Raw genomic sequence first — 23,122 nt, 5'->3', positions numbered from 1 at the left:
CTTGCGAACCTCGGGTTTGCCAGGTGAAGTCCGCGGGCCGCTCAGAGCGAGGCGGTGACCGTCACCGTCCTGGCCTCGGCCACGTCACCGAAGAGCGGGACGCACGAGACGTCCACGACGGCACCCGGCTCACCGCCCGGGGTGGTGCAGACCGTCTCGACCGTTTCACCGCCCGCAGCGGGGAAGCGCATCGTGAACAGCACGGGGAAGCCGTTTGCGTCGCCGAGGGTGGCCTTCATGCCGGTGATGTTGACGATGGGGATGCCGGAGCCCTGCGGCACCAGCGTCCACCCGCCGTCGATCGTGGCGCGCGGCAGCTCGAAGCCGTCACCAACGGTGAGCTCGATGTTCTGCTCGATGTCCGTCGGCAACCCGCTCGGCAGGTCGGTCGGCAGGCCACTCGGGAGATCCGTCGGGAGATCCGTCGGGAACCCGCTCGGCAGGCTCGTGGGAAAACCGGACGGGAAGGTCTCGTTGACGCTGTCGGCCACGCGGGGGGCGAAGAACGCGATGGCTGCGATGACGATGGCGATCAGGCCGAGAAGGACGACGCCGGCTATGAGGCAGCCCTTGGCCAGGCCGCTGCTGCCGCTCTTGACCGGCGGCGGGTAGCCGGCGGAACCCGGTGCGCCGTACCCGGTCTGGGGCTGGCCCGGCGCGTACCCCTGCTGGGGGTAGCCCTGCTGCGGGTAGCCCTGCTGCGGGTACCCGACCGACGCCTGACCGGCGGGCGGGTACGCACCCGGTGCCGCGGCATCCTGACGCGGGAGCGCCTGCGTGCCCGCCACGTCGAAGACCTGCGTGTGGTCGCTGTCCGAGACGCTGTCGCTGTCGGAGAGGGCGTCACCCACGGCGTCCGACGAGCTCGCCCACGACGGCGCGGGTGGGGGCGCGGTCGGGTCGATCGGGGCCGGTGAGCGGAACTGGTCGGTCCACTGGGTGCCGTCCCAGAATCGTTCCTGTCCGTCCGGCTGGAGGTGCCAACCCGCTGGTGCCGACATGGTGCTTCTCCTGGTTCGTGCGGGTGGTCAGCCCACCTTAGCCGGGCTCACTCGCAGACGAGGGAGCCGGCACGCACAGGACCGGCCAGTCGCTCAGGTGGAGCAGCTTGTGGGAGCGGTGCCGGGGGTCGATGTGGGCCAGGCGTTGGGGCAGGGCGTGGCGCCGAGCCATCGACAGGGCCGTTCGGGATGCCGGGATGATCGTGGTCTGCGTGGAGGCGATGGCTGAGGTCGCGACCGACAGCAGCAGCACCCAGTCCCAGCCGCCGAGCACCTCGGTGGCGAGGTCGGCGAAGAGGAGCTCCTCGGAGTCGGCGTTGTCGGTGAGCCACTGGGTGCCGGCGTACGACACCACCGCGAAGGCGACGGAGATGTAGGTGAGGAGCAGGACCACCGTCGACCACACGCCACCTGCGCCAGGATGAGGATGTTCTGGAGCCTCGCCGAGATGTCGGTGCCGAGGATGCACAGCCACGTCATGAGGACGATCAGGCCAATGGCGAGCGGCATCCGGAGGGCCGCGATCGCGCCGATGACGGCCGCGAGCGAGTAGGCCGGGGACGTCGCAGCCAGGCCGATGACCATGGCGTCGAGGAACCCGATCGAGCCGGCCTTGAGTCCGGGGTCGGCGTCGGGCACCTGCGTGGGGGCGGACATGGCGTGCTCCCTTCACCCCTGTCAATCGGTCGGGAGAACTCTCGAGAGCCGGTCGCGCACGTCCGGTCCCCAGCCGGGGGGCTGGGTCAGCGCCGCCCACGAGTCGAGGTTGTCCTGCGCGGAGTACATGTGACCGAACCCGGCCGGCACCTCCGTGCCCGCCGGCATGTCGAGCAGCACCTGCCACATCGTGACGAGCGGGAACCACTCCATGGTGGGCGCGACGTCCGGCCCGCGCTGGCCCTCCTTGAGCCAGTCGGGTTCGCGGAACGTGAGGTTCGGCGAGTAGAACACCGTGGGGTCGGACGCGTACTGGAGGTAGACGACCCGGGTGGGGCCCCACCGCGCCCCGCCACGCTCCAGCCCGCCCTCGGCATTGCCGAAGCGCACGGTGCGGCCCTCCTCGGAGATCGGCAGGGATGCCGGGGAGCCGGGGTCGCGCTCGGCCTCCAGTCGGGCGTGCAGCGGGTTGACGAACGGCGGACCGACCATGAGGGCGCCGTTCACGGGCGCGTTGACGATGCTGATCGACGTCAGCACGCTCTCGACCCCGAGCGACCCGAGCGACAGGCCGTAGAGGTAGAGGTCGGGGCGGTCGTTGGACGGCAGCGTCGACCAGTGCTGGTGCACGGTCTCGAAGACGACCCGCGAGGTGGTCGCGACGGCATCCTGGTCGGCGAGAATCGAGATCCAGCTCGGCAGGTAGGAGTACTGCACCCCGGCGATGGCGGTGTCGCCGTTCCACAGGTACTCGAGCGGGTCGGTTCCGCGGTGGTCGAGGTAGCCCATCCCGGTGGTCGTGGCGATGACGAGGATCTCGCGGTCGAAGGCCCCGGTGCGCTTGAGCTCCTCGAGCACGAGGTCTGCGCGACCCTGGACCGTGTCGGCACTCTGGAGGCCGGCGAACACCCGGATGGGTTCCTTCGCGCCGGGACCGTTGACGGCTTCGAGCTCGGCGACGTCGGGGCCGCCGCGCACGAAGAAGCGGCCGTACTGGCCGAGGTCCTCCCACGGTGACATCGACTCCGGCGAGCCGGATCGCTCAGGCGCCGTCGGGCGGTTCGAGCTGTTGGTGCCGGTGGTGTCCTGGGGTGCGAAGAAGGCGTTGGCACCGGCGAAGAAGCCGTTGACGATGACTCCGGTCCACAGCCCCCAGAGCAGGAAGAGCACCGCCGCCACGCCGAGCACGATGGACAGCCGGCGCGACAGCCGGCGCCCCAGCCACGAGGCCACCGTGCGGGACAGCACGATCAGGCTGCGGGCGAGCAGGACGAGCAGCGTGAACACCAGGAGCGTCACCACGATGACGACGGGCCAGATCGTCGGTGACGTCGACTCCATCCCCATGATCCTGCGGATGTCGTTCTGCCACCCGACGAACTTCCAGCCGCTCACCAGCACGAGGACCAGGCCGATACCGATGACCAGCCCCAGCGCGACGGATCGTGCTCGGCCCCTGAGGCCGGGGATCTGCAGGTAGCGCCAGAGGGCGTGGGTCGCCGCACCCAGCCCGTACCCCACGGCCACGGTGACACCCGACGCCACGCCCTGGAGCCACGGCGCGCGCGGCAGCAGTGACGGCACGAGGGATGCCGCGAACGCCCACGGCACGACCATGAGCCCGACTCCTGAGAGCACCCGCTCGAAGACGCGATCGGCGTCCCCGATGGCCGGCAGGAACGGGCTGCGGCCCACGCGACGGGCGGCCTTGTCGACGATCGCGGGGATCACCGTGCCAGCGTAGGGCCGCGACCGTCGCCGGGCCGACCCTTGCACTCAGCCCGGCGTCCGCGGCACCGCAAGGGGGGGGACCGTGTGGACGGCCGGGTTGCCTGGGCGCGTGCTGGCGAGTGCTGGGGCACGGTGAAAGCCCCGTCGGAGGTGTCGATGCGCCACAGTGGGGCACCTCGACACATGTCGTCGTCCCGACTACGCAGCACTGGTCCGCCCGACCCACTGAGGGCGTCGGGCGGACCAGGTGCGGCGCCTGGCCGGGGCGTCAGGCCGGGGCGTCGGCGAAGCGCAGGTAGGGCTTGACCTCGTCGACGTTGGCGAAGCGCTCACGCGCGTCGTCGGTGGCGATGGTCGGCGCCACGATGACGCGGTCGCCGGGAACCCACTCGGCCGGGGTGGAGATCGGCGCCCGGTCGGTGGCCTGGAGGGCGTCGAGCGCACGCAGGATCTCGGTGAAGTTGCGACCCACCGACTTCGGGTAGGTGATCGTCAGGCGCACCGTGTTGCTCGGGTCGATGAGGAAGACCGAGCGCACGGTCGAGGTGTCACCCTCGCCCGGGTGGATCATGTCGTAGGCCTGCGAGACGGAGCGGTCCTCGTCGGCGATGATCGGGAAGTCGACGTCGACCCCGGCGACCTCGGCGATGTCCGGGGCCCAGCGCAGGTGGTCCTCGACGGAGTCGACGGACACCGCGATCGGCTTGGCGTTGCGGGCGGCGAACTCACCGGACAGGGCAGCGGTGCGGCCGAGCTCGGTGGTGCAGACCGGGGTGAAGTCCGCCGGGTGGCTGAACAGCACGGCCCAGGTGCCCTCCTTCCAGTCGTGGAAGGACAGCACCCCCTGCGTCGTGTCGGCGGTGAAGTCAGGGGCGATGTCGCCGAGACGGATGCTCATGGGATAACTCCTCGTTTGCAGAACGGTTATCCCATGTTATTCGTGATTGAGGGATGCCGTCCCACGGCGACCGCATCGTGGGCACCCCCGCTGCCCCCCGGCATCCTCGCGACTTCTTGCACTCCAGCCACCTGATTCGGGTGGCTGGAGTGCAATCAGTCGCGTATCAGGGTGGGCGACGCGGCGCTCCTCTGGGGTGAACGGCCACGAAAGACCACGAACGACCACCCACTCAGGAGCACACCATGTCCTTCACCGATCCCATCCGCCACAACCCGCGCATCCCCCTCGACCCCCGCTTCCCGAGGGTCCCCACCGACCTCGACCCGCAGGGCCCCGTCAAGGGCCGGCGGGGCAACCGCTGCGGGACCATGGAGGAGCACCGCCAGCTCGTGCGGCTGGACCCCGAGTACCGCTGGCGCCGCGACCAGATCGAGAAGGACGTCCAGCAGTGGATCGACGCCTTCGGTGAGGAGGGGTCGCGCACCGGCATCATCCGCATCCCCGTCGTCGTGCACGTCATCTGGCACACCGCCGCCGAGAACATCAGTGACGCCCAGATCCACTCGCAGATCGACGTGCTCAACGCCGACTTCCGGCGGCTGAACGCGGATGCCGGGAGCGTCCCCTCCGCGTTCGCCGGGGTCGCCGCCGACGCCAGGATCGAGTTCGCCCTCGCCGTGCGCGGCCCGGGGTGCGCGGTCACGACCGGCATCACCCGCACCGAGACCTCGGTCACCGGGTGGACCCGCAACCAGACGGGGATGCTGTCCGCCGCCGGAGGGGGCCACGACCCGTGGGACGTCACGAAGTACCTCAACGTCTGGGTGTGCAACTACACCGACGGGCTGCTCGGCAAGGGCAGCTTCCCCGGCATGCCGAACCAGGGGGTGCGCTGCCACTACCGGGCGTTCGGCTCGACGGGCACCCTCAGCGCGCCCTACGACCTCGGCCGCACGATGGTCCACGAGGTGGGGCACTACCTGAACCTCAACCACATCTGGGGCGACGACGGCAGCCTGTGCAGCGGCACCGACAACGTCGACGACACCCCGAACCAGGCCGACGAGCACTACGGCACGCCGACGTTCCCGCAGGTGTCGTGCAGCAACGGCCCGGACGGGGACATGTTCATGAACTACATGGACTACACCGACGACGCCGGCATGTTCATGTTCACCGCGGGGCAGAGCGCGCGCATGGACGCCACGCTGCACACGGCCCGCACCGGGCTGCTCGCCTCTGACGGGCTGGTGCCGAGCAGCGGTGCCGTCAACGACCTGTGGGCCAAGGACACCTCCGACGACGACGGCGCCGAGCCGAACCCGTCGGGACAGCCGATGTGGGTGAGCGACGACATCTGGGTGCGCAACGACAACAACGGCATCGCGAACCAGGACCACCAGAACCCCGAGCACGGCTCGGGCACCACGTCGGTCTACGTGCGGGTGCGCAACCGCGGGTGCTCCGGCTCGTCGTCGGGCACGGTCCGTCTCTACTGGGCCAAGGCCTCGACGGGTCTGGCCTGGCCGGCGCCGTGGGACGGCAGCGTCACGTCGCCGGCGCTGATGGGCGACGAGATCGGGTCGGCGGCCGTGTCGGTCTCCGCGGGTGACGACGAGATCCTCGCGTTCCCGTGGTCCCCGCCGGACCCGGCCGACTACGCCTCGTTCGGTGCCGACCGCGGGCACTTCTGCCTGCTGGCCCGCATCGAGACCGGTCCGGCCCCGGACTTCGGGATGAGCTCACCCGAGACGGGCAACCTCTACGCGAACGTGCAGCAGAACAACAACATCGTCTGGAAGAACATCACCGTCGTCGACGAGGACACCGACGGGCGTGTCAGTGCCGCCATCGTCGCCAACTACGGGCGCGAGGCCACGAAGGTGCACGTGGTGTTCCGGGCCCCGCGGCGCGAGCGGTCGATGCTCGACTGGGGTGAGGTCTGGCTCGAGCCGACCGACGAGCTGCGCGAGCTGTGGAAGGCCAGCGGCGGTGAGTCCCAGGGGCTGGAGGAGATCGGCGACGGCCGCTTCCGCATCGTCGGGCGCAAGGCGTCGCTCGGCCCGATCGCCCTCGAGCCGGGCCAGCTGGGCGCCCTCGGGCTGCGGTTCGTGCCGACTCGCAAGGAGCGTCTCGGCGCCGGGATCGTCGCGCTCGACGTGTGGCAGATGGAGGCCGACCGAGGTGAGCCCGTCGGTGGGCAGCGCTTCGTCGTCAAGCTGCGGGCTGACCGGCGCGGGATCGTCCTCGACCAGCCCAAGGTGCGCCACGACGGCATCGGCTGGATCCGCCCGCGGTCTGCGAACCGCCTGGGCAGTCTGGTGGGGCGTGTCCTCGGAGGTGGCGGCGGCATCCGCGGCACCACCCACGGCGCGAGGGTCAACAGCAGGGGTGCGAGCAACAGCAGCGGCTCCGACTGCGACACCTGCCACTGACCCACCCTCCCCGACTTCGTGCGACTTCCGTGCGGTTTCTGGCCCGAATCAGGGCGAAAACCGCACCAAAGTCGCACGAAGTCGGGGTGGAGGGCGGACAGAGGGAGGGGTGGGCGGCCGGAGCGCAGCTGACCGTACGATCGCGGGGTGAGTGCCGACCTCGTCGTGAAGAACCTCGCGGGGGGCCACGGCCACCGCACCCTGTTCGAGGGCCTGGGTTTCACCGTCGCCCCGGGTGACGTCGTCGGGGTCGTCGGCGCCAACGGAGCGGGCAAGACCACCCTGCTGCGCATCCTCGCCGGCGACCTGGCTCCGCTCGAGGGGTCGGTGTCGACCGCACCGACCGACGCCTTCGTCGGGTGGTTGCCCCAGGAACACGAGCGGATGCCGGGGGAGACGGTGGGCGCGTACGTCGCCCGCCGCACGGGCGCGGCCGCCGCCACGGCATCCATGGAAGCGGCTGCCGCCGCCCTCGGCGCGGCCGAGGCGACCCGGGCCGACGAGGACGCCTTCGCCAAGGCGCTCGACCACTGGCAGGCCTGCGGCGCCGCCGACCTCGACGAGCGCCTCCCGCCGCTGCTGGCCGACCTGGGGCTGACCGTGGGGGCCGACGCCCTGATGACCTCGCTGTCCGGGGGGCAGGCGGCGCGGGCGGCCCTGGCCGCACTCCTGCTCAGCCGGTTCGACGTCGTGCTGCTCGACGAGCCGACCAACGACCTCGACCTCGCGGGGCTCGAGCGGCTGGAGAACTTCGTCCGGGGCCTGCGGTCGGGAGTCGTGCTCGTGTCGCACGACCGCGAGTTCCTGTCACGGGTGGTCACCCGCGTCGTCGAGCTCGACCTCGCGCAGCACCAGGTGGCGGTGTACGACGGTGGCTACGACGCGTTCCTCGCCGAACGGGCAGTCGCCCGGCGGCACGCGCGCGAGGCCTACGAGGAGTTCGCCGACAAGAAGGCCGACCTCGTGGCCCGCGCCCGCACCCAGCGCGAGTGGAGCTCGCAGGGGGTGCGCAACGCCATCAGGAAGGCGCCCGACAACGACAAGATCCGGCGCAAGGCGTCGGTCGAGTCCTCGGAGAAGCAGGCGCAGAAGGTGCGCCAGATGGAGTCGCGCATCGCCCGGCTCGACGAGGTCGAGGAGCCCCGCAAGGAGTGGGCGCTGCAGTTCACCATCGGCAGCGCACCCCGGTCGAGCTCGGTCGTCGCGACCCTGTCCGACGCGTCGGTGACGCTGGGCACGTTCACGTTCGGCCCGGCATCCGTGCAGGTCAGCGCCGGTGACCGGATCGGCGTCACGGGGCCGAACGGCGCCGGCAAGACCACCCTGCTGCGCCTGCTCCTCGGCCATCTCACGCCGGATGCCGGCCGCGCGAGCCTGGGTGCGTCGGTGGCGGTCGGGGAGATCGACCAGTCCAGAACGGGTCTGGCAGAGGACCTTGCGCTCGGGGATGCCTTCGAGGCGGCCCTGCCGCAGATGACCCCGGCCGACGTGCGCACGCTGCTGGCGAAGTTCGGGCTCAAGTCCGACCAGGTGACGAGCCTCGTGAGGGCGCTCTCTCCCGGTGAACGCACCCGGGCGGCGATGGCGCTGCTGCAGGCTCGCGGGGTGAACCTGCTCGTGCTCGACGAGCCGACCAACCACCTCGACCTGCCCGCGATCGAACAGCTGGAGCAGGCGCTCGACAGCTATGACGGGTCGCTGCTCCTGGTCTCCCACGACCGGCGGATGCTCGACACCGTGCGCCTCGATCAGCGCTGGCACGTCGAGGACGGCCAGGTCACGGTCAGACAGACCGGCTGAGCCGCGCCCGGGCGTGGCCGGCACCTGAGTCGCAGCGCCGTCGTCGTCCTCTCGCGACCGGGTGCGCGCCTGTGTAGGGTCCGAAAGCGTGGGAATCCTCGTGATGATCGTGCTGCTCCTTGCCCTGACGGGCGCATCCCTGGCGACCTGGTTCGCCACCCGACCAGAGGCGGGTGCGAACGAAACGGGTTCGGGTGCAGCGGCATCCGACGAGGGCGCCGACGAGCAAGCGGACGGCGAGGACCCGGCATCCGAGGGCGACGAGGGTGCCGACGACGAGCGGCGGTCCCGATCGCGTGGCCGACCGAGCGTGGACGTGGACGGGCGCCGTGTCCTGCACCGCTTGGCCGGGTTCGCCGCGGTGGGGTTCGCCGTGGTGACCGTGGCCTACACGGCCGCGATGTCGTTCACTGTCGTCCCCGTGCAGCAGGTCGGCATCCCCGTCACGTTCGGGACCCCCGGCAGCCCGATGAACAACGGCATCCACCCCAAGTTGCCCTGGACGACCGTCACCCTCATGGACGGCACGGTCCAGATCGACGACAACCTCGGGGACCGGCGCACCGAGATCCGGCTGGGGAACCAGTCGATCGCGTACGTGCAGAACAACGTGCGCTGGCGGATCCGGCCCGAGGCGGCCGACCGACTGTTCCGGGACCACCAGACCTTCGAGCGGATCGGCACCGCGCTCGAGGAGCCCGAGCTCGCTGCCGCCCTCAACGCCGCGCTGCAGGACTACAACCCGCTGGGCACCGTCACCGGCTCGGAGAAGACCCGCGACGAGATCGCGACCGAGGTGCGTGCGCGCCTGAACGACAAGCTGGGTGACCGGCTGCTCATCGAGTCGGTGACCATCCCGGTCATCAACTTCGACCAGGAGACCCAGGACCGGATCAACCGGTACCAGACCGAGATCGGCAACACCCGCATCGCCGAGCAGCGCAAGCTGACCGCGACGGCCGAGGCCGCGGCGAACTCGATCCTCGCGAAGTCGGTCTCCGACCAGCCCAACGTCCTGGTGTCGCGCTGCCTCGACACGCTCAACGAGATGGTCAGCCGGGGCCAGGCGATTCCGGTCGGCTTCTCGTGCTGGCCGGGCGGATCGAACGCCGGCGGCGTGATCGTCGACAACACCACCGGGACTACCGCCAAGTAATCGGCAACGACGCCCCGTACCTGAAGCCGCAGGACGCGCTCAAGCCCCTCACCGACACCGACAACGTGGGCCTGAGCTACAGCGACTCGATGCTGCGGCCTGGCTGAAGGACACCTCCCCCGCGAAGGTGAGCGAGGCGGCATCCATCATGGCGGGGATGCCGGGTGTCTCGGCCGTGTGGACCCGTGCCGGCGACCGCTACACCCGGGTCTCCCCCGTGCGGTACGACCGGATGACCAACCCCGGGGAGAAGGCATGGTTCGTCCAGCACGCGCAGGAGCTCGTCGACACCGAGGCCGCGGCCTACGGGCCCGAGGTCATCGCCACCCTGGTCGACGACACGACGTACTCGGTGGCCGGTGACCACGGCGGGATCCAGCGTCGCAGCCAGCAGATCCCGATCGTCTTCGCCGGGGCCGACCTGTCACGCACCGACCTGCAGGCGCCGGTGCGCTCGGTCGACGTCATGCCGATGCTGCTCAAGCACATGGGCATCGCGGTCGACCCGGGGCTGGACGGCGTCGGCTACACCCTCCCGACCCGCCCGTCCCGGGGCCGCTGAGGGCGTCAGGCAACGGCGGTCAGTGTGTGCACGAGTTGCTCACCGAGGAGCCCGACACCCGCGAGGATCATCGCGACCCCGGCGACCAGGGCGACGCCGCGTTGCAGGTGCGGCCGCTGGGCCAGGGTGCGCTGCACCGGGTGGGGCTCAGCCCGTCGCCGTGCCTGCGGCGGGTGCGGCGCCTCGAGGAGCGCGGCGTCATCCTCGGGTACTCAGCACGCATCGACCCCGCGGCGGTGGGGCGGCAGTTCGTCGTGAACGTCGACTTCGAGCTGGCCGGACAGGGCAAGGGGTTGCTCCAGGAGTTCGAGCAGGCCCTGGCCTCGTACGACGAGGTCGTGCAGTGCCGGCGCATGTTAGGGCGCCCCGACTACCAGGCCCTCGTCGCCGTGGCCGACCTCGAGACCTACGAGAGGTTCATGACCGAGGAGCTCATGGCGCTGCCGAACCTCGGGCGGCTCGAGTCGCGGTTCGTCATGAAGACGGTGAAGTCGGACCTCACCGTCTGAACCCGGATGCCGGTGCTTCCCGGGCGGACCGCGTGGTCAGGCGTTCTCACGCAGGTAGCGCCCGAAGTGGGGCACGGTGAACGCGATCCGCCCGCGCTCCCCCGAGTAGATCAGCCCCTTCTTCAGCAATGCGTCACGCGCCGGCGACAACGACTGCGGTTTGCGCCCGAGGTGCGCCGCGACGTCGGCCGTGGGCACGGCATCCGAATCGTCGCCAAGTTCGACCGCGACATCAGCCATCGCGCGCAGGTACTCGCGCTCCCCCGGCGTCGCCCGCTCGAAGCGCGAGCCGAAGAACCCGACGGCCAGCTCGGCCTCGGCCTCGGGAGCCGCCACGGCGACATCGGCCGCCGTCATCGGGGATGCCGTGGCCCGGTCCCAGACCGCCTTGCCATAGGCCTGGATGAAGTAGGGGTAGCCGCCGGTGGCGTCGTACATCGCGTCGAGGGCCTCGGGGGTGAAGGCCGCACCCTCGTCCTCGGCGGGGAGCGTGAGGGCGGCGTCCGCGGCATCCCGATCGAGGCGGTCGATGCGCGAGTAGCGAAAGAGCCTCTCCGAGTACGACTTCGACGCCGACAACACGGCGGGCAGGTGCGGCAGACCGGCGCCGACGACGATGACCGGCAGCCGCGACTGCGACAGCTCGTGGCAGGCCGCACACAGAGCGGAGACGTCGTCGGGCATGAGGTCCTGCATCTCGTCGATGAAGATCGCGATGCCGCGGCCGGTGTCGGAGGCCATGCCACCGAGGTCGCTCAGCAGCTCGACGAGGTCGATCTCGATGTCGCCGGAGTCGGCCCGCCCGGTGACCGCGGGCACGGTGATGCCCGGGTTCCAGCGGTCACGCAGCTTCGCGGCCCCGCGGGTGGCGCCCCCACGGGTGGTGCCCCCGCTGGCGGGCTCGCGCTGGGAAAACGCCTTGACCACCCCGAGTGCGTGGTCCCCCGCCCCACCGGCCGGGCCGAGCTCGCGCACGGCCTGGTGCACGGCCGAGGCGAGCGGCCGGCGCAGCGACTGGTCGGGCCGCGCCTCGAGCTTGCCGGTGCCCCAGCCTGCGCGCACCGCGGCCGAGCGCAGGGCGTTGAGCAGCACGGTCTTGCCGACGCCCCGCAGCCCGGTGAGCACGATCGAGCGCTCGGGCCGCCCGCGGGCCACCCGTTCGAGCACGATGTCGAACGCGTCGAGCTGCTCGTCACGACCGGCGAGCTCGGGCGGTCGCTGACCTGCACCGGGGGCGTACGGGTTCCTGATCGGGTCCACGATCGGAGGGTATACGGCTCTCTAGTGTTGACGGCATACATCGGGATAGAGCGATATCGCGTGTCGCACCGGGTGCTGGGCAGGCAGCGCCAGGTCACGACCCGCTGGGATGATCCGGGCCACTCCGAGGCCGCTGCGAGGCCGGGCGCAGTAGCGTGACGGACGTGTTCGAGGCTGCGTTCTGGGGTCTCGTCGGTGGTGCCTCGCTCATCATCGGCGCGCTGCTCGGGCTCGTCCTCAACGTCACGCACCGCACGATCGGGCTCGTCATGGGCTTCGGTGCCGGGGTGCTCATCAGTGCCGCCGCCTTCGAGCTCACCATGGAGGCTTACGAGGCGGCAGGTGGCCCGGCCGCGGCAGCTGGACTCATCGCCGGCTCGGCCACCTTCTTCGCGGGTGACTGGCTCATCGACCGCGGGGGCGGCCACCGCCGCAAGAGCCCCGTGCACGGCGGGATGCCACACCCGCGCGGCCTGGACACCCCTGCGGCAGCCACGGCCGGTGCCGCGACGGCGACCACGGGGGGAGCCGCTTTGGTGCTGGGAGCCCTGCTCGACGGCATCCCGGAGTCCGCGGCCATCGGCATCAGCCTGCTCGGTGGGGCCGGGGTGAGCACGGCCATGGTCGTCGCGGTCTTCCTCTCCAACATCCCCGAGTCGATGTCCGCGTCGACGGGGCTGCGCGCCTCGGGCCGGTCCACCACCTGGATCCTCGCCCTGTGGGCCGGGGTGACCGCGGCATCGACGATCTCGGCGGTGCTCGGCTACGCCCTGCTCGGCGACGCGCCGCACGCGACCATGGGATTCATCCAGACCTTCGCCGCCGGGGCGATCCTCACGATGGTCGCCGACACCATGGTTCCTGAGGCCGTCGAGCACGCTGGCCGGCTCGTCGGCATCGTCACCGTGCTCGGGTTCGCCGTGTCGTTCTTCCTCAGCGCCGCCTGAACCCGGTCAGCGCCGACCCTGTCTAGCGCCCAGGACATACAGCCCGATACGGCGACATCGACAGTCCGGGCGGCGAGCCGAGCGGCTACTTGAGGAACTTGCTCGTGCGCCGATCGGCCAGCGGCTTGCCACCGGTCTGGCACGTCGCGCAGTACTGCAGCGACGAGTCGGCGAACGACACCTCGCGCACCACGTCACCGCACTCGGGGCAGACCTCACCGGTGCGCCCGTGCACCCGCATCCCCGCACGCTTGGCGTCCTTGAGCTCCTTGGCAGGCTTGCCGGATGCCGTGGCCACCGCTGCGGCCAACGTCCCCCGAAGTGCCCGGTACAACCTCTCGACCTCGTCCGGCGACAGGTTGACCGCGAGGGCGAACGGCGACAGCTTCGCCACGTGCAGCACCTCGTCGGAGTAGGCGTTGCCGACGCCAGCGATGATCGACTGGTCGCGCAGCATCCCCTTGATCTGCATGCGGTGCGACGCCGCGATCTGCGAGAAGACCTCGAGCGTGAAGTCGTCACCGAGCGGGTCGGGGCCCAGCGAGACGATGCGCGGCACCGCGCTGACGTCCCCGACGATGTAGGCCGCAAGCGACTTCTTCGTGCCCGCCTCGGTGAGGTCGAAGCCAGAGCCGTCGTCGAAGCGCACCCGCAGCGCGATCGGTGACTTCCCCGGGCGCAGCACCGTCGCCGGGATGGCATCGGACCAGCGCAGCCAGCCAGCCCGGGCCAGGTGGAACACCAGGTGCGTACCGCCGCAGTCGAGGTCGAGGAACTTGCCGTGTCGGGCGACCCCGTCCACGGGCGCACCGACGAGCGCCTGGGGTGGTGGGCTGAACGTCTTCAGCACCGAGATCGACCCGAGCTCGACCCCGGTGACGACCAGGCCCTCGGTGCGAACACGCAGGAAGTCGACGAGGGCCTGCACCTCGGGAAGCTCGGGCATAGCGGGAACCTACCCCCGGCTGACGCCGGGCGCACTCGGCCCGTCAGCCGGATCACTCGCCCAGATGGCCCGCACCTGCGGGGCCAACCCGTAGCCGTCGGGCGCCCGCACCACCGGCACGTCGAGCTCCTCGGTGGGCGCCGGCACGAGGTCGTCGTTGGCGACGGGGATGACGTGGCTGAGTACCTGCTCGCCCGGCGACAGCTCGCGGATGGCGATGCCCCGCACGTGCCCGGGTTTGCGCGACGTGAACTCGGTGTAGATCTTCGGGTCGTGCTGCCCGTCGTCGCCGATGAGCAGCCACTTCACGTGCGGCAGCTCGCGGGCCAACCGGTGCAGCTGGGCGTGCTTGTGCTCCTGCCCGGACCGGAACCAGCCGGTGTTCGTCGGGCCCCAGTCGGTGAGCAGCATCGGCCCCTTCGGGTAACCGTTGCGGCGCAGGAACCGGGTCAGCCAGGGCGAGGTGTTCCACGCGCCCGTCGACAGGTAGATGACCGGCGCTTCCGGGTGCTCGGCGAGCAGCTCGCGGTACATCGTTGCCATGCCCGGCACCGCCTTGCGGGCCCCCTCGGACCGCAGGAACGTGTTCCACGCCGCGATCATCGGCCGCGGCAGCGACGTCGAGAGCACCGTGTCGTCGATGTCGGACACGATCCCGTGCGTCACGTCGTTGCCGATCACGAGCACCGGCACGTCGATGGTCTGCGCGTTCGGCGACCCGACGAAGATGCGGTGCCATCCCGGGGTCAGGCCGTGGCCGCGCACGGTGAGGTCGATGAACCCGCCGCGGTCCGTGCGGGCCGTGGTGATCCGCTCGTTGATCCGGATCGTCACGACCTCGTCGATCGCCGGTGTCGTCAAGAACGCCCGCCACCCGCGCGTCTCGAGCTCGACCGCCCGCAGCCGCGCCGCGTGCGTCGGCTCCTCGGGGTCGTCCTGCTCACCGCGGGTCATGATCACCCGGGCGAACACCCGCAGCTGCGACTCGCTGCCGTACCCGGTGAGCGGCACGATCCGCGTGCTCCACCCCCGTGACCGGAGCATGGCGGACTTGCGCTCGTTGTAGGCGTCCTCGAGCACTGCTGCGGCGTGTGGTCGCGGCATGCCGAAAGCCTAGAGGACGCTCTCGGATGCCGGCGGCATCCGGCCCACCGCGCGCGGTCGCGGGTCAACGGCATCCGACGATCCTCCGACGAGCGCCTCCCGGGCCGACGCCGCGGTGAGCCTTCGATGCACGAGGACGCCGACGGCGAACGCCGGGGAGGACAGCGCCGGCCCGAGCATGCCCGCCAGGGCCGCACCGATGATCGTGGAGCCGAGCACGACTCCGGCGAGGAAGAGCAGCACCGCGAGCGCCCCGCCCCACGTGGGCACATCCCGGTCGGCCAGCCACTGCACGACGGGGACGAACAGCGCACCGAGCACCGCGGCGATGATGAGCGGAACGACAAAACCGGACACGTGCGCGCGCACCCACACCCCGGCAGCGAGCCTGCCGGGCACCCCGAGGATCAGCCAGGACCGGGTGCCCCATCGGCGCAGGTGGGCGAGACGACGTCGTCCACGGGGTGCCTCTCGATGGGTGGTCAGGAGCAGGCACAGGGGATCGCTGCGCAGCGTGGGCACCCGGTGGCGTAGCGCTGAACGGCAGCGGTCAGGTCGACGTCCATCTGGTTCGCGAGCGAGGCCACCCAGGCCAGCACATCGGCGAACTCGTGCTCGCGCTGGGCCTGCGTGCCCTTGCGCACGGCTTGGGCGAGCTCGCCGACCTCCTCGGCGAGCCAGGCCACCGTGCTCGGAACCCCGCGCTCGCGGTCGCGCTCGCCGTAGGTGCGCTCGATGACGTCCTGGAGGGTGGCGAGGTCCATGCGCCCGAACCTACCCGCCCCACCGCCCCGACTTCGTGCGACTTCGGTGCGCCCCAGGGCCTGATTCCGGCGAATTTCGCACGGAAGTCGCACGAAGTCGGGTCAGTTCAGGGAGGGGCCGATGGGCATCGGCGGGGTCGGCACGGCACCGAAGCGACCGACGATCGCCCGCTCCCGCCGCAGCAGGGCCAGCACGGTGCGCAGCCGAGTCGCCGGGTCGCCGCCGTCGAGCACCCGCTGCCGGTCGCTCGGGTCGAGAACCATCGCCTCGACGAGGCGGTACGCCAACTGCCCGGCCGGCGCCTCGATGTCGACGGCCTCGGCGCCGAGGTCACGCAGGTATGCCGCGTGCTCGCCTCTCGCTCGCTCCGCCAGGTCGGCGACCACCGGGTCATCGCCGTGCCCCGGCTGCCCGGGAAGCGGCTCACCGAGGAAGGTGACGTGACCCGTCGTCCAGGACGTCCCGGCATCCGGATCAAGCGAGTCCAACCGGTAGCGCCGCACGCCGGTGGCGACGAGGTGGACCACCGTGCCGATCGGGCTCTCCGCGAGGGCCATGGCGTCGACGCGTGCCTCGCAGCCGATCTCGTAGAGGTCGGCGACGGCATCCGCCCCGACCTCACGCCCTGACCGGATGAGCGTGACGCCGAAGCACCGCTCGCCGTCGGGCAGCTCGGCGAGCGCATGGGCGAGGTCGAGGTAGCGCGGCTCGAACAGCTGCAGGGGTAGTCGGGCGCCGGGCAGCAGCACCGTTCCGAGCGGGAAGAGCGGCAAGGTCGCCATGCCCCACTGTAGGCACCTCACCCTCACCCTCGACAGTTCCCGGCAGGTGGCTGGAGTGCAAGAAGTCGCGAACGGGGGCGATTGGGTGGTTGACGCCGCCGCGCGATAGGCTGAACATTGCTGGCCCGCCTTCTGCCTCGGGCCGCAATCTTTGATGTCGATGCCTTCGCGTCGGGGCCGCAAGCCCTCGACTCGGCGCCGCGGCCCAGAGCCCCGCCCGGCAGAACATCCCGTGTCGCTGACACCGTTGATGGTCAATGCCGACCGAAGCGCTGCGCGACCGCCCTGAACTCAAAGGAATCACCTTGTCCAGCACCACTTTCGGCGCGCTCGGCGTGCCCGCCCCCCTCGTCGAGATCCTCGCCCAGCGCGAGATCACCGTCCCCACCCCCATCCAGGCCGCGACCCTGCCCGACTCCCTCGCGGGTCGCGACGTCCTCGGCCGTGGCCGCACCGGCTCGGGCAAGACGATGGCGTTCGTCTTGCCCCTGCTGACCCGTCTGTCGCGCAGCACGACGCAGCGCCAGTCGCGTCGCCCGCGCGCCCTCATCCTCGCGCCGACCCGTGAGCTCGCGACCCAGATCGAGGACGCCCTCACCCCGCTCGCAGCCCCCCTCGGCCTGACCTCGCGCACCGTCTTCGGTGGCGTCGGCCAGAACCCGCAGGTCACGGCGCTGCGCAAGGGTGTCGACATCGTCGTCGCCTGCCCCGGCCGCCTCGAGGACCTCATCGGCCAGGGTCACGTCTCCCTGGATGCCGTCGAGGTCACGATCATCGACGAGGCCGACCACATGGCCGACCTCGGCTTCCTGCCCGCCGTGCGCCGCCTGCTCGACGCCACCCCCGCGCGCGGGCAACGGATGCTGTTCTCCGCCACCTTGGATGCCGGGATCGGCGTCATCGCGAAGCGTTACCTTTCGAACCCGGTCACCCACGAGGCCGACTCCGCGCAGTCGCCGGTGTCGACCATGGCCCACCACGTGCTGCACGTGACGCCCGAGGGTCACGGCCAGGTGCTGCTCGACCTCGTCGCCGCCCCCGGCCGCACCGTGGTGTTCACCCGTACCAAGCACCGCGCCAAGAAGCTGGCCCGCCAGCTCAACGGCCAGGGTGTCCCCGCGGTCGAGCTGCACGGCAACCTCAGCCAGAACGCGCGCACCCGCACCATGGAGGCTTTCCACTCCGGCGCGGCCCGCACCCTGGTCGCCACCGACATCGCGGCGCGCGGCATCCACGTCGACGACGTCGCCCTCGTCATCCACGCCGACCCGCCGGTCGAGCACAAGGCCTACACGCACCGCTCGGGCCGTACCGCCCGCGCCGGTGCCTCCGGCACGGTCGTCACGCTGATGACCGACGACCAGGTGCGCGACGTGCGCGACCTCACCCGCAAGGCCGGGGTCAAGGCGACGACGACCCGGGTGCACGCCACCCACCCGCTGCTCCAGGAGCTCGCCCCCGGCGACCGCTCGTTCGAGGGTGGCTTCGCTGCCCCCGTGGCGCAGGCGTCGCCGCGTCAGGGATCCGGCCAGCGCCGCTCCGGCTCCGGCTCGGGTCAGGGCTCGCGCCCGGCCTCGGGTCAGGGTCAGCGTCGTGGTGGCCCGGGCTCCGGTGGGTCCGGCGCCAACGGTGGCGGTGGCCACCGCGGCGGTGCGCGTCCGGCATCCGGCGGTGCGCGCCCCACGTCAAGCGGCCGCCCGGCATCCGCCGGTCCCCGCACCGGTTCGGCCCGCCCGGCCCGTTCGGCAGCCTCGTTCAGCGAAGGCGCCCGCCGCACCCGCTGACCGGTGCAGATGTGACCAATAGGTCAGATCTGCACGGTAGGCCTCGGCGCGCGACGGGACAGATGTGACCAATAGGTCAGATCTGCACCGTCGCACGTGAGGCACAGGGTCAGCGGTTACGGTCTGGCGCCATGGACTGGTTCAGCGAGGTGTGGGCGCGCGTGCTGCCCGAGAGCGAGGTGGCGCTGTCCGGTGCCCCCGTCGTCGCCGTGCTCGTCGCAGCGCTGGTGGCGGTGGCGTTCGAGCCGCTCTGGCGCATCGTGCGGCTCGTCGTAACCCTCGTGCACGAACTCGGGCACGCCGGGGTCGGGGTGCTCGCCGGGCGCAGGTTCACCGGGTTCGTCCTGCGCGGCGACATGTCGGGACACGCCGTCACGGTCGGCCCGGCGCGCGGCCCCGGCCGGGTGCTCACCACCTGGGCCGGCTACCCGGCGCCGGCCATCATCGGCGCGGCTGCGATCGTCCTGGCCGTGCGCGGCTGGTCGGCCCCGGTGCTCACGGTGGTCCTCGCGGTGCTCGTCGCCGCCGCCCTGCGCGCGCGATCCGTGCTGACCGCCGTCGTCGTCGCGGTCGCCGTCACCGGTGGCGGCGCCCTGTGGTGGGCCGGCTCCCCGCAGGTTCAGGCGCAGGTGCTCATCGCTGTCGGGGTGGTGCTCATCGTCGGGGCGTGGCGCCACCTCGGGGCCGTCGTCACCGCCCCGGATGCCGGCGCCAGCGACCCCGCCGTGCTCGCTCGCCTCACGCGCGTCCCCCGCACCCTGTGGAACGTGACGTTCGTCATCGTGCTGGCCGGATCCACCTGGGTGGCCGGTTCAGCAGTGCTCGCCGCCTCGGGCGTGTTCACCTGACTGACGAGGGGGGTCAAGGGCGCGATCTGTCGCGCCCTTGACCCCCCCCGCCACCAGAGCGGATGCCGTGCCCCCCAAGGCGTGCCCACGGCATCCGCTGTGGTCGACGGCCTACGACGAGTAGCGGATCTCGACGCGCCGGTTCTGCTGACGCCCCGCGGGGTTGTCGCGCCCGTCCGCGTGCTTGTTGTCCGCGATCGGGTCGCTCGACCCCTTGCCCGAGCTCGTGATGCGGCCCTTGTCGATGCCGGCCGTGACGAGGAAGTCGGTGACGGCCTGCGCCCGCTTCTCGGACAGCGGCTGGTTGACCGCGTCACCACCAAGGCTGTCGGTGTGCCCGATGACCTCGACCTTTGACGACCCCTCGGCGAGGATCGCGGCCACCGTGTTCAGGCTGTCCTTGGCGGTGGGTCGCAATGACGCCGAGCCGAAGTCGAAGAGGAAGCGGTCCTCGAGCTGCACGACCTTCTGGCCGCCGTCCTGCTCGGCCTTCAGGCCCTCCTCGAGTGCCTCGGTGGTGGCTTCCTTGGGCTTGGTCGAGAAGATCGTCACCGAGGTCAGCGGCGTCTCCCAGGCCGTGAAGACCTCAACGGAGGTGAGTGGTGGCGTGAAACCCTCCGGCACGGGCGCGTCGTCGGCGGCCATCGCCGCTGGGGCCGCAAGCATCAGTGCGACGGCGGCGGATGCCGTGGCCCCGGACAGACGGCGCATCACTTCGACCCCACGGGGATGTCGAACGTCATCTGGGACCAGAGCTCCTTGTTCCGGGGGTTGATCGCCGTGAAGTCGAGCGTCAGGGTTCGCGCCTGAGGGCCGACGCGGCCCGCATGCACCAACACGGCGTTGACGCCTTCCCCGCCCTGCAGGACCAGCTGCTTTCCGCTCGCCTGTCCCTGGAACAGGTACTTGAGTCCCTGGTCGTCAAAGAGCTGTGGCCCGGAGAAGTCGCTCGGGAACCAGGCATTGACTTCGCCCGCGCCATCATTGATCAGAGTGACCTCCGTCTCGACGTAGTAGTCGTTGATCACCACTTTGTGCACGGTCAGGGTGACGGCGGCGCGCTCCGTGCTACTGGTCTTCGTCTCGTTGACCTCGATGGTCTGCGCCTTCGCCGGTTCGACGGCCTCGGCCGAGCCGCTGGCCGACCCCGTAGAGCCCTCGGAGCCCTCGGTGGACTGGCTGCTCTGCTGCCCGCCCTCGCTTGCGTCAAAGGTCGCCTTGTCGTCCGACGAGCAGGCGGTGAGCGCCAGGGTCGCCGCCACGGCGAGCGCCGCGACCAGGCTGATGGTCTTCTTCATGGTGTCCCCTTGCTGGTGGTCTTGAGTGGTATCGCAATGACTGATGGTGGCGACGCGTGGCCGGTTGGCCTGACATCGCCTACTTCTCGTAGCGGACCTCGACGCGTCGGTTCTTCTCCCGGCCCTCGGGGTTGTCCTCCCCGCCCTTGGTGTTCGGCTCGACCGGCTTGGTCATCCCGAAGCCCTGCACGTCGAGCTTCAGGCCGGGTTGGGTCGTGGCGATGACCGCAGCCACGGCCTTGGCACGCTGTTCGGAGAGGGTCTGGTTGGCCTTGGCGGTGCCCTTGCCGTCGGTGTGCCCGTAGACCTTGACGGTGGCACCGTTCGGGATGGGCTTGACGAGCGCGGCGATCCACTCCGCCGCGCCATCCGCGAGGGTGGCCTTGCCGAAGGCGAACAACAGTCCGAGGTCAGCGAGATCACCGTTTCCGCACCGTCGGTACTCTCGAGTTCCAGGGGACTGACATTGGCTTCGAGCCCTTTGACGTTGGCGTCAAGCTTCACGACGCTGCTGTCGAGACGCGAGATGCTGGCCACCCACGCACCGGGCTTGAGGGCGTCGATCGTGGCCGACCGGTTCGGGTCGTCGGAAGGCAGGTGCGAAACGCCGCCACCGAGCGGCACCGCCAGAGCGACGACCAGGGCCGCCCCCGCTGCCCCGATCACTGGATGGCCACCTTGGAGGCGGCCGGGGCCCCGTCGACGAGGTTGACCGTCACCGAGGTGACGTCATCGGCCGGGGCAGCGAAGGCGGCATAGGCGTAGAACGTCTGCCCGGGCAGGAACCGCCCCCCATAGGAATCGGTCATGGCTCGACCGGAGCCGAGGCCGAGCGGGTGGTGCCGCGCGAGGTTCGCCGTGTCGACGAGGTACGGCTTCCACTGCGTCCCACCAAGGTAGTTGGAGATGCTCCCCGCCGTGTCGGACGCCGTGTCGGAGATGACCTTGAAGGAGAAGGTCCCGGTCAGCGTCTTGCCGTCCCGCTTCAGGGAGTACAGGGCCACCTCCATGGTGGGATCGGGGTCGCCCTCGACGACGGCCGGCACGACGGCGGTGGCCAGTGGCTTACCGAGGTCCTTGGGGTTGATCTCGGCAGCGGCGGCCGACTGCGTGCTCGCGTCAGCGTTCTCGTCATTGGAGGACTGGCCCTGCTGCGCCGAGGTGGACTGCCCCTGCGACGCGCCGTCGTCGAACGCGGCCTTGTCGCCGCCGGTGCAGGCGCTGAGCGCCAGGGTCGCTGCCACGGCGAGAACCGCTATGCGGTGGGTGTGCTTGGTCATGAGATCTCCCTCAAGGTGGTGTCTGCTTGTCATGAGTACGTCGCGCCAGCGCGGCGGAAAGTTACGTCGCGCCGGAAGTTTCTCCGCTTCAGGATTCGACGACGTTCAGCTGGTGCTCGACGTGCAGCGCCTGGCCGGTGTCATCGGTGGCCTGGACGCTGATCAGGGCCTCCCCTGGGCCACTCGGCGTCAGCGTCACCGACTGCTGGTTCGCGACGAACTCCCCGGTGGGAAGCACCCACACCCACGCACTCACCCCGGTGCGTTCCAGGGTGAACGTCGCGCTTTCGCCGGGTCTGGTGCTGGTCGGCCCGTCGATCGAAATGAACGATTCGTCACGGCTGGAAGGCGATTCGCCATCTCCGCGGAGCGCCCAACCGACGGCGAGGCCGGCGAGTGCGACACCGGCCGCGCCCAGCCCGAGGGTGCGCCGCCCCACCCCAGCCGAGGGCGCCGGCACGGGCACCGGCTCACCGTCGAGCGCTGCCGACGAGCTCGACATCACCGGCGCGACCCGCTCGGGTGCGGCAGGAGCGCCGACGGGTGCCACGGCATCCTCGATCTCGGCGAGCCAGGAACGCACGTCCGGATGCCGGTCGGCCGGGTTGGTGGCCAGGCTGCGTTCCAGCACGGGAGCCACCAGAGTCGCGACGTCACTGTCGGTGCAGAGCCACCTGACCACGGCGGACAGCGCCCAGAGGTCGGCGCGGGTGTCGATGACGGCTGGGCCGCTCTCCATCTCTGGCGGGCGGAACCCGGCGGTGCCACCGGCGACCGTGAGCCCGGAGTTGAGGGCAAGGTCCTTGCACAGCCCGAGGTCGGCGAGCAGGACGCGCTCGTCGTCCTCGACCAGCGCGCGGCCGGTCGTGTCTGCACGCGAGCGCGCAGCCGGGTGGCCGTCGGTGGTCAACAGCACGTTCGAGGGGCTGAGGTCGCGGTGCACGAGCTGCGCGGCATGCACCGCGTCGAGCGCATCGACGAGCGAGCGCACGAGGTGCAGCAGGTCTGCGGCAGTGACCTGCCAGCCCGCCCCACGCAGGCTGGCCACCCGGGCAGCCAGCGTGCCGCGGTCCGCGTGCTCCAGCACGAGGTAAGGCTGTTGGCGGTCGCTTTCACCGATGTCGTGCACGGTGACGACGTTGGGGCTGCGCACCCGGCGCAGGCTGCGGCCCTCGGCGATGAAGCGCTCGCGCACCTCGGGGTTGAGGCTGTGGTTCTCGGCGAGCACCTTGATGACGACGTCGGCCTCGAGGCGGTCGTCGGTCGCGAGGTACGCGGTGGCGAACGAGCCGACCCCGATGACCTCCCCGAGGCGGTACCGCCCGAGGTACCGATCGGCGCCGCGCGTCATGTCGC

General features: G+C 70.9%; 23 protein-coding genes. 8 read left to right on the top strand and 15 right to left on the bottom strand.

Going from position 1 to position 23,122, the window contains the following annotated elements; all coding sequences use genetic code 11:
• Positions 1-41 precede the first annotated feature (41 nt).
• The 4 genes from C8E84_RS11950 to C8E84_RS11935 form a co-directional block, all read right to left on the bottom strand.
• Complete coding sequence (locus C8E84_RS11950) at positions 42-1,001, bottom strand: DUF2510 domain-containing protein (protein ID WP_159902415.1); 960 nt, start codon at positions 999-1,001, stop codon at positions 42-44.
• A gap of 37 nt (positions 1,002-1,038) precedes the next feature.
• Entirely contained in the window at positions 1,039-1,407 is a 369-nt protein-coding gene (locus C8E84_RS17855; RefSeq protein ID WP_211675518.1) for an APC family permease, read from the bottom strand.
• Between the two features lie 272 nt (positions 1,408-1,679).
• Entirely contained in the window at positions 1,680-3,389 is a 1,710-nt protein-coding gene (locus C8E84_RS11940) for an alpha/beta hydrolase (RefSeq protein WP_159902413.1), read from the bottom strand.
• 268 nt (positions 3,390-3,657) lie between these two features.
• A complete protein-coding gene (locus C8E84_RS11935; protein WP_159902411.1) occupies positions 3,658-4,287 on the bottom strand; it encodes a peroxiredoxin in 630 nt (209 codons plus the stop codon).
• A gap of 245 nt (positions 4,288-4,532) precedes the next feature.
• Between C8E84_RS11935 and C8E84_RS11930 the strand changes: the two genes are divergently transcribed.
• From C8E84_RS11930 to C8E84_RS11910, 5 genes are all read left to right on the top strand, one after another.
• Positions 4,533-6,725: a zinc metalloprotease gene (locus tag C8E84_RS11930; protein WP_159902409.1), complete on the top strand. Its 2,193-nt coding sequence runs from the start codon at positions 4,533-4,535 to the stop codon at positions 6,723-6,725.
• Between the two features lie 147 nt (positions 6,726-6,872).
• Positions 6,873-8,525 carry an ABC-F family ATP-binding cassette domain-containing protein gene (locus tag C8E84_RS11925; protein ID WP_159902407.1) on the top strand — a complete coding sequence of 551 codons (1,653 nt, stop codon included), beginning with the start codon at positions 6,873-6,875 and terminating at the stop codon, positions 8,523-8,525.
• An 88-nt stretch (positions 8,526-8,613) separates the two neighbouring features.
• Positions 8,614-9,681 carry an SPFH domain-containing protein gene (locus C8E84_RS11920; protein ID WP_159902405.1) on the top strand — a complete coding sequence of 356 codons (1,068 nt, stop codon included), beginning with the start codon at positions 8,614-8,616 and terminating at the stop codon, positions 9,679-9,681.
• A 127-nt stretch (positions 9,682-9,808) separates the two neighbouring features.
• Positions 9,809-10,243 (top strand): hypothetical protein, encoded by a 435-nt coding sequence (locus tag C8E84_RS11915; protein ID WP_159902403.1) that lies wholly within the window; start codon positions 9,809-9,811, stop codon positions 10,241-10,243.
• 26 nt (positions 10,244-10,269) lie between these two features.
• A complete protein-coding gene (locus C8E84_RS11910) occupies positions 10,270-10,752 on the top strand; it encodes an Lrp/AsnC family transcriptional regulator (protein ID WP_211675516.1) in 483 nt (160 codons plus the stop codon).
• A gap of 36 nt (positions 10,753-10,788) precedes the next feature.
• On the opposite strand, the gene C8E84_RS11905 is transcribed toward C8E84_RS11910, so the two are convergent.
• Positions 10,789-12,012, bottom strand: a complete 1,224-nt coding sequence (locus tag C8E84_RS11905) for an ATP-binding protein (protein WP_159902401.1) — start codon at positions 12,010-12,012, stop codon at positions 10,789-10,791.
• 164 nt (positions 12,013-12,176) lie between these two features.
• Here C8E84_RS11905 and C8E84_RS11900 point away from each other — a divergent pair, with 164 nt between their 5' ends.
• Positions 12,177-12,959, top strand: a complete 783-nt coding sequence (locus C8E84_RS11900; RefSeq protein WP_159902399.1) for a ZIP family metal transporter — start codon at positions 12,177-12,179, stop codon at positions 12,957-12,959.
• Between the two features lie 85 nt (positions 12,960-13,044).
• Here the strand turns inward: C8E84_RS11900 and C8E84_RS11895 are convergent, their stop codons facing one another.
• From C8E84_RS11895 to C8E84_RS11875, 5 genes are all read right to left on the bottom strand, one after another.
• Positions 13,045-13,905 (bottom strand): Fpg/Nei family DNA glycosylase, encoded by an 861-nt coding sequence (locus C8E84_RS11895; RefSeq protein ID WP_159902397.1) that lies wholly within the window; start codon positions 13,903-13,905, stop codon positions 13,045-13,047.
• Between the two features lie 9 nt (positions 13,906-13,914).
• Entirely contained in the window at positions 13,915-15,009 is a 1,095-nt protein-coding gene (locus C8E84_RS11890) for an App1 family protein phosphatidate phosphatase (RefSeq protein ID WP_159902395.1), read from the bottom strand.
• A 9-nt stretch (positions 15,010-15,018) separates the two neighbouring features.
• Entirely contained in the window at positions 15,019-15,531 is a 513-nt protein-coding gene (locus tag C8E84_RS11885; protein WP_159902393.1) for an AI-2E family transporter, read from the bottom strand.
• Entirely contained in the window at positions 15,492-15,773 is a 282-nt protein-coding gene (locus C8E84_RS11880; protein ID WP_159902391.1) for a MazG nucleotide pyrophosphohydrolase domain-containing protein, read from the bottom strand. Before C8E84_RS11880 ends, C8E84_RS11885 begins: the two co-directional genes overlap by 40 nt.
• A 102-nt stretch (positions 15,774-15,875) precedes the next feature.
• Positions 15,876-16,556: an LON peptidase substrate-binding domain-containing protein gene (locus tag C8E84_RS11875; protein WP_159902389.1), complete on the bottom strand. Its 681-nt coding sequence runs from the start codon at positions 16,554-16,556 to the stop codon at positions 15,876-15,878.
• 257 nt (positions 16,557-16,813) lie between these two features.
• On the opposite strand from C8E84_RS11875, the gene C8E84_RS11870 reads away from it, so the two are divergent.
• Positions 16,814-18,340: a DEAD/DEAH box helicase gene (locus C8E84_RS11870; RefSeq protein WP_159902387.1), complete on the top strand. Its 1,527-nt coding sequence runs from the start codon at positions 16,814-16,816 to the stop codon at positions 18,338-18,340.
• Positions 18,341-18,471: 131 nt separating this feature from the next.
• Positions 18,472-19,188 carry a M50 family metallopeptidase gene (locus tag C8E84_RS11865; RefSeq protein ID WP_159902385.1) on the top strand — a complete coding sequence of 239 codons (717 nt, stop codon included), beginning with the start codon at positions 18,472-18,474 and terminating at the stop codon, positions 19,186-19,188.
• 111 nt (positions 19,189-19,299) lie between these two features.
• Here C8E84_RS11865 and C8E84_RS11860 read toward each other — a convergent pair whose 3' ends face one another.
• From C8E84_RS11860 to C8E84_RS11840, 5 genes are all read right to left on the bottom strand, one after another.
• Positions 19,300-19,899, bottom strand: coding sequence for an OmpA family protein (locus tag C8E84_RS11860; protein ID WP_159902383.1), 600 nt, complete (start codon positions 19,897-19,899; stop codon positions 19,300-19,302).
• On the bottom strand, positions 19,899-20,486 hold the full coding sequence (locus C8E84_RS11855) for a hypothetical protein (RefSeq protein WP_159902381.1): 588 nt from the start codon (positions 20,484-20,486) through the stop codon (positions 19,899-19,901). Before C8E84_RS11855 ends, C8E84_RS11860 begins: the two co-directional genes overlap by 1 nt.
• A 79-nt stretch (positions 20,487-20,565) precedes the next feature.
• Positions 20,566-20,886 (bottom strand): OmpA family protein, encoded by a 321-nt coding sequence (locus C8E84_RS11850; protein WP_159902379.1) that lies wholly within the window; start codon positions 20,884-20,886, stop codon positions 20,566-20,568.
• A gap of 262 nt (positions 20,887-21,148) precedes the next feature.
• Positions 21,149-21,766 (bottom strand): hypothetical protein, encoded by a 618-nt coding sequence (locus C8E84_RS11845; protein WP_246196911.1) that lies wholly within the window; start codon positions 21,764-21,766, stop codon positions 21,149-21,151.
• 88 nt (positions 21,767-21,854) lie between these two features.
• Positions 21,855-23,117 carry a serine/threonine-protein kinase gene (locus tag C8E84_RS11840; RefSeq protein WP_159904805.1) on the bottom strand — a complete coding sequence of 421 codons (1,263 nt, stop codon included), beginning with the start codon at positions 23,115-23,117 and terminating at the stop codon, positions 21,855-21,857.
• Between the last annotated feature and the right edge of the window lie 5 nt (positions 23,118-23,122).

This window comes from Ornithinibacter aureus, assembly GCF_009858245.1.
Taxonomy (GTDB): Bacteria; Actinomycetota; Actinomycetes; order Actinomycetales; family Dermatophilaceae; genus Fodinibacter; species Fodinibacter aureus.
The sequence above is the reverse complement of the archived record's forward strand: the minus strand, read 5'-3'. Positions and strand labels throughout refer to the sequence as shown.

What these genes read in the sequence shown, in the direction of transcription:
- C8E84_RS11860 (WP_159902383.1), bottom strand. Translation starts at nt 19,899, where the DNA reads ATGCGCCGTCTGTCCGGGGCCACGGCATCCGCCGCCGTCGCACTGATG.
- C8E84_RS11840 (WP_159904805.1), bottom strand. Translation starts at nt 23,117, where the DNA reads ATGACGCGCGGCGCCGATCGGTACCTCGGGCGGTACCGCCTCGGGGAG.
- C8E84_RS11865 (WP_159902385.1), top strand. Translation starts at nt 18,472, where the DNA reads ATGGACTGGTTCAGCGAGGTGTGGGCGCGCGTGCTGCCCGAGAGCGAG.
- C8E84_RS11930 (WP_159902409.1), top strand. Translation starts at nt 4,533, where the DNA reads ATGTCCTTCACCGATCCCATCCGCCACAACCCGCGCATCCCCCTCGAC.
- C8E84_RS11875 (WP_159902389.1), bottom strand. Translation starts at nt 16,556, where the DNA reads ATGGCGACCTTGCCGCTCTTCCCGCTCGGAACGGTGCTGCTGCCCGGC.
- C8E84_RS11855 (WP_159902381.1), bottom strand. Translation starts at nt 20,486, where the DNA reads ATGAAGAAGACCATCAGCCTGGTCGCGGCGCTCGCCGTGGCGGCGACC.
- C8E84_RS11880 (WP_159902391.1), bottom strand. Translation starts at nt 15,773, where the DNA reads ATGGACCTCGCCACCCTCCAGGACGTCATCGAGCGCACCTACGGCGAG.
- C8E84_RS11845 (WP_246196911.1), bottom strand. Translation starts at nt 21,766, where the DNA reads ATGACCAAGCACACCCACCGCATAGCGGTTCTCGCCGTGGCAGCGACC.
- C8E84_RS11895 (WP_159902397.1), bottom strand. Translation starts at nt 13,905, where the DNA reads ATGCCCGAGCTTCCCGAGGTGCAGGCCCTCGTCGACTTCCTGCGTGTT.
- C8E84_RS11950 (WP_159902415.1), bottom strand. Translation starts at nt 1,001, where the DNA reads ATGTCGGCACCAGCGGGTTGGCACCTCCAGCCGGACGGACAGGAACGA.
- C8E84_RS11890 (WP_159902395.1), bottom strand. Translation starts at nt 15,009, where the DNA reads ATGCCGCGACCACACGCCGCAGCAGTGCTCGAGGACGCCTACAACGAG.
- C8E84_RS11870 (WP_159902387.1), top strand. Translation starts at nt 16,814, where the DNA reads ATGCCGACCGAAGCGCTGCGCGACCGCCCTGAACTCAAAGGAATCACC.
- C8E84_RS11935 (WP_159902411.1), bottom strand. Translation starts at nt 4,287, where the DNA reads ATGAGCATCCGTCTCGGCGACATCGCCCCTGACTTCACCGCCGACACG.